This is a genomic window from Filimonas lacunae (genome assembly GCF_002355595.1).
Lineage (GTDB): Bacteria > Bacteroidota > Bacteroidia > Chitinophagales > Chitinophagaceae > Filimonas > Filimonas lacunae.
On record NZ_AP017422.1, the window covers coordinates 3,635,412 to 3,649,664 of the forward strand.

Consider the following 14,253-nt stretch of genomic DNA (forward strand, 5'->3'; position numbering starts at 1 on the left):
CTTTTCTATTCCCAATAGCACCTCAAGCACCCGGGCCTGGTTAACTCATTGCACGCGATTTCTCTCTTCCGTTATTAAATCATTATTGTATGGCTGTTTTACTATTCTTCGTTGCCCTATGGTACACCTCTCTATTTTTTCAAACCTTTTTCCAGCATAGATATGCAGCACATGGTGCGTTTAAAATGAACAGGTTCTGGGAACGTACCTTTTATATCTGCACCTACCTTTCGCAAGGTTCATCCTACATGAGCCCTGCTGCTTATGGCATTATGCATAGGATGCACCATGCTTATACAGACACTGATAAAGACCCGCATTCACCTCAATTCTCCAAAAACATATTTGGTATGATGTGGCGCACACGACAGTTTTATCTCAACATATTTACAGGTAAAATGCAGGTAGAAGAGCGGTTTACTAAAAATCTGCCCCATTGGCACACATTTGATAAACTGGCCAGTTCTTCTATTTCCCGGCTTTTGTGGGTGGCAGTATACACCAGCATTGTAATTATTTTCTCACCTGCCTGGTGGTTTCTTTTATTGCTACCTGTTATGATTGCAATGGGTGCTTTTCACGGAGCCATTATTAATTGGTTTGCGCATAAATATGGCTATGTAAATTTCAAACTCAAAAACACAGCACATAATTTACTCACTGTGGATGTGTTGATGTTAGGAGAATCTTACCATAACAATCATCATAAAAATCCGGCCTCCATCAACTTTGGAAAGCGCTGGCACGAAATTGACCCGGTATATCCTGTTATACGATTGTTTTCCTGGCTTCGGATTATAAAGCTTTCTACACAGACTAAAGCAGATGCGTAAAACTATCTCACCTATAACAACAACAGACTCCGGGCTGTTGAAGGATGCCTTAAAAATTATTCGCGCGCCCTATTAGTTTTTTAGGGGTACCAGGGATTGCGCATTGTTTATCTTTTGTATAAACCGGCTCACCGCTTCTACCACCTGCGGAAACCACGGATCATATAAACAAAAGGAATGAGGCGTGTTAGGGTATTCTATAATCTCTGTATATACCTGTTTTGCATCCATCTTCTTTTTAAAATCATTACGCCCCGGATGCATCCGTTCTATAGAACTGTTTAAAAACAGGAATGGCACCTTATTGCTATCTGCATAGGAAAAGGGCGATGCTTCCTTCCATAACTCCAGCTGTTCTGTTCGTGGATAGCCCAGCCATTGGGCAGAAGCCCCCGCTTTATCAGGATATTGTGCTTCCCACGATTCGGGATGCACAAAAGATAATGTGCCGTCAATATCTATTACTGCATTCACCAGGCTGGTGCCATTGCTTCCTCCCTCCACTCCTTCAAACTGCTGCAAACCATTGGTAACACCTGTGAAAGCAGCCAGCTCTCCACCGGCAGAAAAACCAAGAATGCTTATTTTCTGAGGGTCAATGCCATAAACGGCCGCCTTCGTATGTACCCATCTTACAGCCGCTTTTATATCATATACAGCTGCAGGATAAAAGGCTTCGGTAGACAATCGATATTCTACCGTAAAACAGGCAATGCCCCTTGCTGCCAGATGCTGCGCCAGTGGAATGTGCTGCGAGCGATTGCCAGAGCGCCAGCCGCCGCCATGTATTATTACGATAGCCGGTGTGTTTTTATGGGGAGCGCTGGGCGTAAAAGCATCCAGATGCAAAGCACGGTCGCCCACCTGCGCATACACCAGGTTGCGTTGCTCTTCTACGGACGATACAGACGAATCGGGCACCAAACGGATAAAAGGAAAAGATTTTACATTATGCGCATAATCAGATGCATTGCTATAGGAAGTATCCCTCACCCCTGTGCGCCATTCTGCACGTTGGGCTACCGCAACATAGCATTGCAATAACAGCAACAAACCAGCGATCTGTTTTACCATACATCAATTTTACCAGGCAGGCCCACCTTATCGCAATAGCTGTCAAAGGCAAACATCCTCCCGAAATGAAGAATACATGAATTATATACTAGATGTTGCCCTATGCACACATATGGGAAACAAACAACCGTTATCCTAAATGGAATATTTTTTAAATATATGAGAATATTCCTCAAAAAGTATACAACCTCCCGCAATTCGTATTATCAGCAGGTAGCCCTTACACATGACCTTTACATCATAATAAAAGCCACAAAAAATGAATAAGACCATCTTAATTACAGGAGCCAGCACCGGAATAGGTAAAACCACCGCACAGTTGTTTCAGGCAAAAGGCTGGAATGTAATAGCCACCATGCGCAAACCGGAAGAAGCCACTGAATTAGCCACATTACCCAACGTGCTGGTTACCAAACTGGATGTGCTGGATATAGCTTCTATTGAAGCAGCCGTTAACAAAGGCATTACACAATTTGGTAAAATTGATGTGTTACTGAATAATGCCGGTTATGGCGCTTACGGTCCGCTGGAATCATTTCCCCGCGAAAAGATCATCCGTCAGTTCGATACCAATGTTATCGGGTTATTAGATGTAACCAAAGCGGTGTTACCGCACTTCCGCAGTCAGCAAAGCGGTATAGTAATCAATATATCCTCTATCGGGGGTAAAATGACCTTCCCATTCGGTACGCTGTACCACGGAACTAAATTTGCCGTGGAAGGTATTTCAGAAGCCTTAAGCTACGAGTTGGGTGCATTTGGAGCGAAAGTAAAGATTGTAGAACCGGGTGCTATTGCCACTGACTTTGCCGGCCGCTCGTTCGACCTGCACAACGACGAAAACCTTCCGGAATATCAACCATTGATGAATAAGGTACTGGGCGCAGTGAATAGCATGTTCGAAAACGCTTCTCCTGCCAGTGTGGTAGCGGAGGTAATTTACACCGCTGCTACAGATGGAACGGATCAGTTGCGTTACCGCGTCGGCGCAGATGCGGAAAGCCTGCTTGATAGTCGTCAGCAACTGGACGACACCACTTTTATCAACGGTATTAAAGCGCAATTTGGTATTTAATTTCCCTTATTCTCCTTACAGCGTTATTGCCAAACAATAACGCTGTAATTTTATTGTACCGCTTAATCATTCCTATATGAGTGCCTATCTTCATCTGCAAACCATTCCTGACTTGTTTACCTTTTTTGAACCGCATAGCACACCTCAGCATCCGTTGATAGCTGTAGTGGATTTTAGCAAGGTGGATAAACGTATTGATGAAGAAACCCGGATACTCACCGACCTGTACTGCATTCTTTTTAAAGACTATTGCAACAACAGCATCCGATATGGCCGTAAAGTGATAGACTTTAAAGATGGAAGCCTTGTTTGCATGGCACCAGGCCAGGTGATTGAACTGGATGCAGAATCATTTGAAGAGATGCGCGGCTGGGGCATTTTCTTTCATCCCGACCTGATACGCGCCACCACACTTAATCATAAAATGAAGGAATATACCTTCTTCTCTTACGAAACAGCCGAAGCCCTGCATTTATCAGATAAAGAAAAGCAGGTACTACAGGATTGCATTGTAAAGATTGAAACGGAATTGCAGGAAAACATTGATATACATAGTCAATCTATCATTGTATCCAATATTGAATTGTTCCTGAACTACTGCACCCGGTTTTACGGAAGGCAGTTTATTACCCGCAAAAGCACACATGGCTCTGTAGTAGGGCAAATTGAACAATTTTTAAGCGACTACTTTGGCCGACCCGATACCAGTGATAAAAATTTATTAACGGTGAAATACCTGGCCGACCAGGTAAACCTCTCCCCCGGCTACCTGAGCGACTTGCTACGTAAAGAAACCGGTAAAAATGCACAGGAGCATATTCATTTTTATATGATTGAAGAAGCCAAAAACATATTATTAAGCACCAACAAATCCATTGGTGAAATAGCCTATGCATTGGGCTTCGAATATCCTCAATACTTTAATAAACTTTTTAAACAAAAAACCGGAAAAACACCCGTGGAGTTCAGGAATATGAATTAGCCACCTATTCTATGCGATATACCGGGTAGCGCATATGCTCCGGTTCGTAATAAGGGGAATGCTTATATACAAACTCCAGCTGTGCAGATGCATTTCCGGCAAAGGCACTATCTGTTTTCTTTTTATCGTCCAATGCTTGTTTTACTTCCGGGTGTGCTTTTATCCATTCGGCTGCCACGTCCTCCCATCTGTAATCACTATAACCTTCTTTTTCCTGCAAAACAGCATCAAAGAAATTCCACGCAAAATACGAATCATCCCCTTCGGGCTCTAACATCTCCACCAGAAAACGGCAAGCCGGCTGGGCTGTTGCAATCAGGTAATCTCCCTTTCTAAAAACAACAGCATCCGAAGTACGAGCCACCTTTACCGATCCGTTTTTGTGATGTTTTTCATAAGGTCTGGAATTGCTACGGTAATCGGCTATCCGGTATACCCCCACCTTCATAATGGTGTCGTGCGTAATTTGACGCATATCTACCTGGTTTAAACGCAGTAGCTCTATCACAGCATGCCAACCTTGCGGAATCACGTATGCCTTTGGAACGCTTACCCCCTGTACCGGTGTATAGTAATTAAAGAATTTTACTTTTCTTTCAAAAGGGCGTGTATGATCGTAATACATACGGTGCATGCCTGTTACCTCACTCACTTTGGTTCCGGTTTCATACCCCCGGAAAGAGATATTATCCCAGCGCGTAGTGTCCACCTGCCATCGCAAAGCCCCTTGGCCATTCCCTACATAATTGATAATATTTTCCCTGCGTTTTTCCAATATATCTATGGCATATGCTGCCCCTTTTGCAATAATGGTTTCCATCATAGCATAAGTAGCTTTTACCCGTGCTGCAAAAGCTTTTAACATGTGCGTTTCCGGCATAAAGGCAATAGTATGAAATAAGGTAGCATATCCGCTTGAAAAGCGCGGCGGATCATAAAACGCCTCCCATCCCTTATCCGGATTCCCTTCTTCAAAATTCACATACGGCGTTAACGGCCAGCCGCTTTTTTCCATTCCCTCAAACAAAGCTGGTTGAAAAACATCATGCAGAAAAACCCCCAGGCTACCTCCCAGTTTGTTCCATTGTGAACAAAGCAACGTCATGGTATATTGGTAGTCAGCCCCATCACTAACATGATTATCTATCTGAATATCAGGATTTACCCAATGAAAAATTTGCACAAATGCCCGCGCCTCCCACGAATCATTTTTAGTGAAATCCCGGTTTAAATCCAGGTTCTGTGCATTACCGCGAAAACCATAATTTTCCGGCCCATCCTGGTTTACACGTGAATAGCTGTTACGGTTTAATGCGCCACCAATATTGTATAAGGGTATTACAGCCAATGCTACATTATCCGGAATACGCGCTTTGCCGGTAGCCAAATCACGCAGCAAAAGCATACTCGCATCAATGCCATCCGGTTCTCCGGGATGAATGCCATTGTTAATCAATATCACCACTTTACCTTGTTTATGCCATTCTGCAGGATTAGCAACTCCATTGTTAGCATACAGCACTACATGCAGTGGATAACCGGCATCACTCTTACCCATTTCCTTCATAGCCACCCGTTTGGAATAGCTATCCAATTGCCTGTAAAAACGAATACACTCCTCATAAGTAGTCGTTTGTTTACCAGCACTTTTTTCAAAAGGAGTTGAAAAATTTTGCGCCTTTGCCATTACAGTCAGCAGCAGAAAAACCGGTACTATCAATTTTCTCATGCCTACTAAGTTATTGTATTTGAAGCAGTAGCCCAGTAAATGAATCACTGATTTAAACTTGTTGGTCAGGGGAACTAAAAAATATGCTTTCTTTGAGCTATATGATTTCAGCCAGTCCTTTACAATTCCTACTGGGGTTATCTATTGGAGTTTGCTGCTTATGATAACAAAAGAAAGCAGTGGATACACTACCAATGCAACACAAGTACTTAACGGCACAAACCACAAAAAAATCCAATGCAATTGCTCCTCGTATGATTCCATCCAACAAGTACTCATACAGGTTGATTATGAAGATCAATAACAGCAATGCCAAATGCCTGCATTTGGCATTGCTGGAAGACAGAATTAATATTCAAGAGGGCCGCAGCCAAACATATGACTCCCAGCTATCCTGGAATTTCAAAACAAATACCTATCAACTATTACCCATTATAGATCCAGACAATTTAGATAAACGACGGGCTACAATGGGCTTAAATCCGTACGCTTCCTATTTACAGGCATTTGGCATTACCTGGAATTTGAAAAGTATAAAAAATCACAGCATGCACACCATTAATACCACCTTTTGAAAAACTCCCAGGCATTATTTTGAAAAATATTATGCACTACTTCATCCGAGCTAATATCCCTATTACGAGGCTGCTTCAGGTTATTAGCATCTTTCAAATAATTGTACGCATGCCTTTCCAGATAAGCCTTTAAAGCAGGGTAATCTTCCACCGTCCAAAAACTATTTATAGGATCCACAATACCATCATAGTCCGATCCTATCGCTAAAGTACCCCAGCTATATCTATCATTAGCATCCAATAATTCAGCTACATATTGAATTTGAAACCAAAGCAATTCACTCCGGTAATGCATAATTTTATTTCTGAATATGGAATGCCGAGTGTGCTTCAACTTCTCCTTACTTGCCACTCTTCGCTCATCCAATTGCAAACCAAAAATGCCTCCGGTTTTTTCTATCAGCAATATTTCATCATCGTAGAAATTGATTTCTTCCTGAAAAAAGTCATTGCCCAGTTTAGGATAGTCCGAGACATTTCTCCCATATGTAGGCAGTCCATTGCAAGCACCATGACTTACTATTACTGGCACATCTCGATATTTATATTCACGGATCTTTAAATACTCAATGCGTCCTTCCGGGCTAAGATGTTTAATATCTATTAGAATTCTGTCATTATTCTGATTATTCAATAAAATATCCAGCACTTTTCTACCTGTATCCGTAAAGCCATAACGAAATCCCCTTTCCTGATCACAAACTTTAGCCACAGTACTATTCAGGCTTTTGCTATGACCACATAACTGATTATAAAAATGATGAGAAAAAGTAACAAAAAACGGTCTATACTTCATGCTCTTTAAAACCTGAGCATTTGCCAAAATCTCCTCTATATTAGCAGGCTCTTCAGGACCATCTTCCTTATTATAAACCAAACCACAATTAAGTACATGCATCCCTTCAATAGAAGGAATAACAGCGATGGTAAGTAATGCTTTCCTATCACCTGCTTCTGCATTACGCATGGCTTCTTCGTTTAAAAGCATCACCTCGTTCAACTCTGCAAAGTTTTTTACTAACCGATAAGCGAATTTCTTGCCATCAATGGTAACAACCTGTCCATTCATCTTCTCCAGAAATTCAATCTCCGCTTTCAAATCCATGAAATAATCATTCATTCCTTGAATAGCATCGATTCTCTTACCACCAATCTCCACTAAAAAATCCTCTATCCAATCTGCCGAGAGCCCTGTACCTAGCTTGTTATTAAAAAACCATTTTTCAATACACCCCAATGCAACAGTTATTACCAACAACTGTCCATAAGAAGATGCGGTGAAATTAGTTTGCGAAAACTTAGTGAGCCCCAACAGATTATTCAACGCTTTATCCAGCAAATGCGGTGGATCATAATGCCACATACTGGAAGCCGCAGTTGGATTAGACGACTGTTTACCATCCTGTTTATAGGAAGCCCCCACCGGTTTATAAGTGGGATGACAGTGCAAATCGATGAAAAACTCTATAGACGGCGCTTGCATATCACTAATTTAATTTTAAAGGAAAACCACCTGTAAATCCGATATAAGTATAAGGCTGCGCTCCTGACAATCCAGGCACCTGTCCTTTTTTAGATAAAATCGGAATCCATATTTCTGCCTTTATGTTTTTCAACCTAAGTCCCAATGAAATCTCCATTCCTGAAAAATTTAACTGCGTAGAACCTAGAATCTGCTTTCTTAACTCATCAGCCTCATTGCGCGCAACATCACCTGCAAGCCATCTTTGGGTATAACCAACACCTAATGTAATAGAGTAATCCCTTCTTATTTCCACATCTCTTTTCATGAATTCATGAAAAATGCCAGCGTGCAATGACATATTAGCACCTTTGGTAGCCGTAGCCGTTTTTGTGTCATACCAATTGCGATTAGAACCTTCAAAAGAAATGTAACCGCCGGAAATGAATCCCCATAAAGCTTCTGGACAATCTCCCCTATTAAAAGTTCCTGCAGCATCTCTTTTGGTAAGATACCCCCTAAGCGAAAAACCAAATGCCTGACCGGAATTAGTAGGCAGTAATACACTATTACCAAACTCTGATTTATTGGTAATAGTACCGGCATCATTATATATTGTTTTTAAAGTATCTGCTGTAGAAGCTACATTCACTGTCATTGACACTTCAATGCTGTGCAAAATTCCATACCTGGCAGGCAAAGCCTCTCTATAAATAACACCTATACCTGTGTTAGCAGGCAATCCAGAGCCATTGGTTAATGATTTCTGTACATTGGCATCACCTACAAATTCAATAATAGGAGCAGGCAAAGCCTTAGGTGTATTAGTAGTAGCAGACCATGCAACTGGCTGAATAAGCACCCTATGTAAAGGATCGGCAGCTGCCACAGCTGAAGCAAGTTTAATATCAAAATACTCATCTAAAGCAAGTGGCGCCACTGCCTGTGTTGCGATATGAACTACAAAGAAAATAGTATCCCGGTTATTACTAAAACTAGCTTTAGGAATTACATAACCACCCACAGGCAGGTTTACAATAGAAGCCTGTCCCGTTTGCACACCACAGGCAGTGCTACTAACATTTGTTACCGTAAAAACTACCGGCATATCAGCAGTCGGGGCTGCACCCCAAAACTCTACCGGTACTTTTATATCTTGCACAATAAGACTATTACCACCAGCAACACTTTTTAAATAATTAATGGATGATTGCGTGGAAAGGATATTCACATTGGTTTGAGCTGATGCTGCAAATGCAGCAATAACAGCCATAAGCAGGATGGTTGCTTTTTTCATATAATTGATTATTTATGAGCAAAGGTTTCGCTAGCCAAACACCGCAATCCAACCGTCACTTTTACTACAGCACAGCAATATTAGCAATTCAGTATAATTATTTAACACAAATTTTAATATATTTTTTATTCCCATCTAATAAGAATAGAAAAACAATATCATTCTACAAGCATCGCTACCCAACATTGTATTCATAAATTATTTTATTAACATAAAAACCATAATTATAACCCCAATAAATAATTAAAACACCTGCATTATTAACAAGCTTATACCCCCATTTCTTTGATGGCGCGAAAGCTCATTCGTAAATACCCCACGTCACTCTAAACAAAATGAACAACAAACAAATCAATACATTACAGAAACAAACTATAGCTTGGTCATTTTAAAACGTTAAACCATATTATTACGAAACTTAGTGATGGTGACATGCGGTAATTTCTTTACTCTTTAAACTGTCAATATCAAATAAATAAGCTGTTTTGTCAATAATATTAGCTATAGACTTATCGCTTCCGGCAAATTCTGTTACTGTACTCAACCAGAGTGAGGGTATTGCTATCTTCATGAGACACGAAAGATATTAAGTAAAATCAGACAGGGAAATAACTGAAAACGGGGATATTTTTCTAAAAAAATGACAAAAATCATATACCAGTTAACAACCACCATTTTAACGACCTGTACCCCTTCTATTTTCGCACCATGATCAGTTTAACCACAGCAATGGGTGAGTTTGTAAGCCCCAAAATATTTTACGCCACCCGCATATACCTCGCATTGTTTTTAATTAGCAATTACTATGGCCATCTCCGTGTTGCGCCTATGGAAATTTGCACAAACACATAGAACCTTTATATGAAAAATTATTATAGATAGAAATAGCAACAGGCATCACAGCCGGTGAAAATATCCTCATTCGTTTTCTGAAAGATGTTGGCAAAAGCTACAATGAATTTATTGAAGACATTATCACCCACGGCCAACTGCGTGAAGACAAACAGCAGATAGAGAAAAAAGGCTTTTACCCACTCTTATTTCCCAGGTTGCCGCCTCTCCCCTCTTCAAAAAAGATTTTTGCAGCTCCCCAATCTATCGTAATATTGCGATATGGGAGCTACAAAATCAGATCTCTTCACCCAACAGCAAAACCAGATAGCCAATATGGCTAAAGCACTCGCGCATCCTGCCCGTATTGCCATCCTGCAATACCTGGTAAAGAAAAACGCCTGTGTTTGTGGTGATTTGGTGGAGGAACTGGGATTAGCGCAGGCAACTACTTCGCAACACTTAAAAGAACTGAAAAATGCCGGTATTATTCAGGGAGCTATTGAGGGCGTGAATGTTTGTTACTGTATTAACCCAAAGGTGTGGAACGAATACAAAGAATTATTTGCCGGTTTCTTCAAAGAAGTGAACCTGGCCGGTCAAAAGTGCTGCTGATTTTTTTTGCAGCCACCCATCGCAATATTGCAATTAAACAATGAATGTACATGCCATGGCAACAGAACAGGAACTGAAAGAACTGGTAAGGCAGAAATATAGTGACATAGCCTTACAGGATAAAGACACCAACGCAGCATCGTGCTGTGGTGCAGGTGGCTGCTCTACCGAGGTGTATAATATTATGAGCGATGACTACACTACCCTGGAAGGCTACCATGCCGATGCCGATTTGGGTTTGGGTTGTGGCCTACCCACTCAGTTTGCCCGCATTCAAAAAGGCGATACGGTCATTGACCTGGGTAGTGGTGCCGGCAACGACTGCTTTATAGCCCGTAATGAAACAGGTGAAACGGGCAAAGTAATAGGCATTGATTTTACACCCGCTATGATTGATAAAGCCCGCAACAATGCAACCGCAAGGGGCTTTTCGAATGTAGACTTTATACAAGGCGATATTGAAAACATGCCGTTGGCTGCCAATATAGCCGATGTAGTGGTAAGCAACTGCGTATTAAACCTGGTACCGAATAAAGATGCAGTGTTGAAAGAGATTTTTCGTGTGCTGAAACCTGGTGGACATTTCAGTATTTCTGATATAGTGCTGGAAGGGGATTTACCTGCCGGTATTCAACAAGCCGCCGAAATGTATGCGGGTTGTGTAGCCGGTGCTATTCAAAAAGAGGTGTACCTGCAACTGATACATACCAATGGCTTTACGCAAGTTACCGTGCAGAAAGAAAAGGTAATTACCATACCAGATGACATCCTTTCCAGCTATTTATCTGCTGAACAAATAACGGCTTTTAACAACAGCAGCACTGGCATTTACAGCATTACGGTATATGCCGAAAAACCGGAAGCATGCTGCCCTCCCGGTTGTTGTAAATAGCCATAACCGTTTCCGTACAATATTATAACCACTCCCATATGTCAGCAAACCATTGCGCTCCTGCGCAGGAACGTAAAAAACTGAGCTTTTTAGACCGGTATTTAACGCTATGGATATTTTTAGCGATGGCTGTAGGCGTAACAGTCGGGTATTATATGCCGGCTGTTCCTGCCCATATACAGGCACTGTCAAGCGGTACCACCAATATTCCATTAGCTATTGGTTTAATACTGATGATGTATCCACCGCTGGCCAAAGTGCGTTATGAAAAAATGGGCGAAGTATTTCACAACACCAAAGTGCTGGGAGCCTCATTAGTACTCAACTGGATCATCGGCCCTATACTGATGTTTGTATTAGCCATTGCATTTTTGCATGGTTATCCCGAATACATGGTGGGTTTAATTCTCATTGGTCTTGCCCGTTGCATAGCCATGGTAATAGTATGGAATGAACTGGCAGAAGGGAACCGGGAATATGCTGCCGGGCTGGTAGCATTCAACAGCATCTTCCAGGTATTACTGTACAGTGTGTATGCTTATGTTTTTATTACCGTGCTACCTCCTTTGTTTGGACTGAAAGGCATCAACGTTTCCATTACCATGCCGGCCATAGCTCAAAGCGTAGCTATTTACCTGGGCATTCCCTTTGCTGCGGGCATCATCAGCCGCTACGCGCTGTTACGACTTAAAGGGGAAGCATGGCTTACACAAACATTCATACCCTTTATCTCTCCTATCACGCTGATAGCATTGCTTTTTACTATTGTAGTGATGTTTAGTCTGAAAGGACAACTGATTATACAAATACCACTGGATGTAGTTCGCATAGCGATACCCTTAGTGATATATTTTATTGTCATGTTTGTATTGAGCTTTTTTATGGGCAAAGCACTGGGGGCCGATTATGCGCGAAACGCTTCTATTGCATTCACTGCTACCGGCAACAACTTTGAACTGGCCATAGCGGTAGCTATAGGTGTATTTGGCATGAACAGCGGACAAGCTTTTGCAGGTGTTATTGGGCCGCTGGTAGAAGTGCCGGCGCTGATAGCATTGGTAAACCTGGCGTTCTGGTTCAGAAAAAAATATTACCCATTCCCAACCACTACGTAACCATTCTATTCATAAACCATTTTCCACTGATGAAATCATTGATGTTGATTATAGGGATAAGCTCCCTGATTATATTGTCTTCTTTTCAATCATCTAAAACAACAAAAATGCAACTGTACCCGGCTATTGTAGCCTATATTCAAACAGCCGAAAAAGGCATTGCAGCCATTCCTGCTGAAAGAAAAACGCAGCTGGACAGCATTACCACCTACGTAAAACAGAAGATAAACAAAGGCCAAATCGCCAACCTTATTTTCATTTGCACCCATAACTCACGCCGAAGCCATACCGCCCAGCTATGGGCCGCCGCAGCAGCTGCCTATTACGGAGTGGATGGCGTTGCCAACTATTCAGGCGGTACAGAAATAACTGCCTTTAACCTGAGTGCCATTAAGGCTTTAACCGATGCAGGTTTTTCTATAGAGGTAGCCACACCAGGCAAGAACCCTGTATTTGAAGTTAAGCTGGGCAATAATCTGCCTGCTATTCCTGCCTTTTCTAAAAAGTATATGGACGAACCTAATCCTGCTAAAGATTTTGCAGCAGTGATGACCTGTTCGCATGCAGATGAATCATGCCCCTTTGTAGCTGGTGCAGATGGCCGTATAGCTATTCCTTATGAAGATCCTAAAGCATTTGATGGCACACCACGGCAGGATGCAGCTTATAAAGAGCGTTGCCTGCAAATTGCTACAGAAATGTTGTATGTGTTTGGGCAGTTGAAGAAAAATTAAAGATCTCCATAAACTAAAATAGCTCGTTCCCCTTGAGTTTTATCATAGAGAAGCCGGGTAATCCCGGCTTCTTATTCCTTTAGCTTTACTGGAACCAAACAACTTTTACCGGAGAGCCTATTTTCAGGAAGAAAAGCAACATTTGCCCCTATTACTATACAAAGATGTTTTTATATTGCCCCTCCTATATTGTATGGAAAAACTCTTGATCATTAACGGTAATAACATTCACGACATCCCCTCTTTTTACGATGAGATCAACCGTGTATTTATGTCGGAGGAAGACTGGCTGCTGGATCAGCATCTGGATGCCCTGAGTGAACTGTTACGGGGCGGCATAGGTGCCATTACAGCAGGCAAGCCTACTATTATCAGGTGGGACAATATAGATGCCAGCAGGGAAGCACTGGGCAAAGAAGCTACTGCACAATACTACCTGAGTAAGTTTGACAACACCCCTCATGTATTTGGAACTCCCTGGATAGATCAACAACTACAGGCACTGGAAGCCGGCGAAGGCAAAACCTATTTTGAGTTGATACTCGATATCATTGCAGAACATCCCCATATCAAACTGCTGACGAACTAATATCCACTTTCCCCCTTTCTTTCTTCCCACATTAAAATGTTGTTAAGAAAAGGCCTTGACAGAAAATGATTTGGCGGTAAAGAAATTACCACTAACTTTGAATTCCAAAGCACTTTTACCATACACAAAACAAACCAGTATGACACTGCCCAACAAAAGACTCATTCTGATTATGTTATCAGTACCAGCCTTGCTATTGATACCTTTTATTGCCATGCAGCTTACCCAGGAAGTGAACTGGAGCCTGTTTGACTTTTTAGTGGCTGGCGTACTGCTTACAGGTGCAGGTTTATTATTGGAGCTGGTGTTGCGAAAGGTAACCACGCTACGCTACAGGCTGATGCTGAGTGCGGCTGTTTTTATTGCTTTGTTGCTGGTATGGGCCGAACTGGCTGTAGGCGTGTTTGGAACCCCATTTGCCGGTAATTAATATCCTGCCGCCATAAACAA

14 protein-coding genes are annotated in these 14,253 nt (G+C 41.9%); 10 read left to right on the top strand and 4 right to left on the bottom strand.

The features are described from left to right. Positions 1–89 precede the first annotated feature (89 nt). Positions 90–833, top strand: coding sequence for an acyl-CoA desaturase (locus tag FLA_RS14400; RefSeq protein ID WP_076378138.1), 744 nt, complete (start codon positions 90–92; stop codon positions 831–833). 72 nt (positions 834–905) lie between these two features. On the opposite strand, the gene FLA_RS14405 is transcribed toward FLA_RS14400, so the two are convergent. Next, positions 906–1,907, bottom strand: a complete 1,002-nt coding sequence (locus FLA_RS14405; protein ID WP_076378136.1) for an alpha/beta hydrolase — start codon at positions 1,905–1,907, stop codon at positions 906–908. A 259-nt stretch (positions 1,908–2,166) separates the two neighbouring features. Here FLA_RS14405 and FLA_RS14410 point away from each other — a divergent pair, with 259 nt between their 5' ends. After that, the gene (locus FLA_RS14410; RefSeq protein WP_076378134.1) at positions 2,167–2,982 is read left to right on the top strand and encodes an SDR family oxidoreductase; all 816 of its coding nucleotides are present in this window, start codon (positions 2,167–2,169) and stop codon (positions 2,980–2,982) included. A 76-nt stretch (positions 2,983–3,058) separates the two neighbouring features. Continuing rightward, positions 3,059–3,964, top strand: coding sequence for a helix-turn-helix domain-containing protein (locus FLA_RS14415; RefSeq protein WP_076378132.1), 906 nt, complete (start codon positions 3,059–3,061; stop codon positions 3,962–3,964). Positions 3,965–3,968: 4 nt separating this feature from the next. Here FLA_RS14415 and FLA_RS14420 read toward each other — a convergent pair whose 3' ends face one another. Then, complete coding sequence (locus FLA_RS14420; protein WP_076378130.1) at positions 3,969–5,693, bottom strand: M14 family metallopeptidase; 1,725 nt, start codon at positions 5,691–5,693, stop codon at positions 3,969–3,971. Positions 5,694–5,983: 290 nt separating this feature from the next. Here FLA_RS14420 and FLA_RS14425 point away from each other — a divergent pair, with 290 nt between their 5' ends. Further along, positions 5,984–6,268, top strand: a complete 285-nt coding sequence (locus tag FLA_RS14425; RefSeq protein ID WP_076378128.1) for a DUF6624 domain-containing protein — start codon at positions 5,984–5,986, stop codon at positions 6,266–6,268. Here FLA_RS14425 and FLA_RS14430 read toward each other — a convergent pair. Together FLA_RS14430 and FLA_RS14435 are read right to left on the bottom strand one after the other, a co-directional pair. Beyond that, positions 6,252–7,751, bottom strand: coding sequence for an amidohydrolase family protein (locus tag FLA_RS14430; protein WP_076378126.1), 1,500 nt, complete (start codon positions 7,749–7,751; stop codon positions 6,252–6,254). The two genes, FLA_RS14425 and FLA_RS14430, sit on opposite strands and share 17 nt — an antisense overlap. A 4-nt stretch (positions 7,752–7,755) precedes the next feature. Beyond that, on the bottom strand, positions 7,756–9,027 hold the full coding sequence (locus tag FLA_RS14435) for a hypothetical protein (protein WP_076378124.1): 1,272 nt from the start codon (positions 9,025–9,027) through the stop codon (positions 7,756–7,758). 1,113 nt (positions 9,028–10,140) lie between these two features. Between FLA_RS14435 and FLA_RS14440 the strand changes: the two genes are divergently transcribed. From FLA_RS14440 to FLA_RS14465, 6 genes are all read left to right on the top strand, one after another. Continuing rightward, positions 10,141–10,473 carry an ArsR/SmtB family transcription factor gene (locus tag FLA_RS14440; RefSeq protein ID WP_076378122.1) on the top strand — a complete coding sequence of 111 codons (333 nt, stop codon included), beginning with the start codon at positions 10,141–10,143 and terminating at the stop codon, positions 10,471–10,473. Between the two features lie 55 nt (positions 10,474–10,528). Then, a complete protein-coding gene (locus FLA_RS14445) occupies positions 10,529–11,365 on the top strand; it encodes an arsenite methyltransferase (protein ID WP_076378503.1) in 837 nt (278 codons plus the stop codon). A gap of 38 nt (positions 11,366–11,403) precedes the next feature. Further along, positions 11,404–12,480 (top strand): ACR3 family arsenite efflux transporter, encoded by a 1,077-nt coding sequence (gene arsB, locus FLA_RS14450; RefSeq protein WP_076378120.1) that lies wholly within the window; start codon positions 11,404–11,406, stop codon positions 12,478–12,480. Positions 12,481–12,509: 29 nt separating this feature from the next. Next, the gene (locus tag FLA_RS14455; RefSeq protein WP_197705900.1) at positions 12,510–13,214 is read left to right on the top strand and encodes a low molecular weight phosphatase family protein; all 705 of its coding nucleotides are present in this window, start codon (positions 12,510–12,512) and stop codon (positions 13,212–13,214) included. Positions 13,215–13,407: 193 nt separating this feature from the next. After that, positions 13,408–13,803: a barstar family protein gene (locus FLA_RS14460; RefSeq protein ID WP_076378116.1), complete on the top strand. Its 396-nt coding sequence runs from the start codon at positions 13,408–13,410 to the stop codon at positions 13,801–13,803. A 139-nt stretch (positions 13,804–13,942) separates the two neighbouring features. Beyond that, positions 13,943–14,233: a hypothetical protein gene (locus FLA_RS14465; RefSeq protein WP_076378114.1), complete on the top strand. Its 291-nt coding sequence runs from the start codon at positions 13,943–13,945 to the stop codon at positions 14,231–14,233. The last annotated feature ends 20 nt before the right edge of the window (positions 14,234–14,253 follow it).

Coding starts and splice junctions, on each gene's coding strand:
- FLA_RS14400 (WP_076378138.1), top strand. CDS start 90: ATGGCTGTTTTACTATTCTTCGTTGCCCTATGGTACACCTCTCTATTT.
- FLA_RS14405 (WP_076378136.1), bottom strand. CDS start 1,907: ATGGTAAAACAGATCGCTGGTTTGTTGCTGTTATTGCAATGCTATGTT.
- FLA_RS14410 (WP_076378134.1), top strand. CDS start 2,167: ATGAATAAGACCATCTTAATTACAGGAGCCAGCACCGGAATAGGTAAA.
- FLA_RS14415 (WP_076378132.1), top strand. CDS start 3,059: ATGAGTGCCTATCTTCATCTGCAAACCATTCCTGACTTGTTTACCTTT.
- FLA_RS14420 (WP_076378130.1), bottom strand. CDS start 5,693: ATGAGAAAATTGATAGTACCGGTTTTTCTGCTGCTGACTGTAATGGCA.
- FLA_RS14425 (WP_076378128.1), top strand. CDS start 5,984: ATGAAGATCAATAACAGCAATGCCAAATGCCTGCATTTGGCATTGCTG.
- FLA_RS14430 (WP_076378126.1), bottom strand. CDS start 7,751: ATGCAAGCGCCGTCTATAGAGTTTTTCATCGATTTGCACTGTCATCCC.
- FLA_RS14435 (WP_076378124.1), bottom strand. CDS start 9,027: ATGAAAAAAGCAACCATCCTGCTTATGGCTGTTATTGCTGCATTTGCA.
- FLA_RS14440 (WP_076378122.1), top strand. CDS start 10,141: ATGGGAGCTACAAAATCAGATCTCTTCACCCAACAGCAAAACCAGATA.
- FLA_RS14445 (WP_076378503.1), top strand. CDS start 10,529: ATGGCAACAGAACAGGAACTGAAAGAACTGGTAAGGCAGAAATATAGT.
- arsB (WP_076378120.1), top strand. CDS start 11,404: ATGTCAGCAAACCATTGCGCTCCTGCGCAGGAACGTAAAAAACTGAGC.
- FLA_RS14455 (WP_197705900.1), top strand. CDS start 12,510: ATGAAATCATTGATGTTGATTATAGGGATAAGCTCCCTGATTATATTG.
- FLA_RS14460 (WP_076378116.1), top strand. CDS start 13,408: ATGGAAAAACTCTTGATCATTAACGGTAATAACATTCACGACATCCCC.
- FLA_RS14465 (WP_076378114.1), top strand. CDS start 13,943: ATGACACTGCCCAACAAAAGACTCATTCTGATTATGTTATCAGTACCA.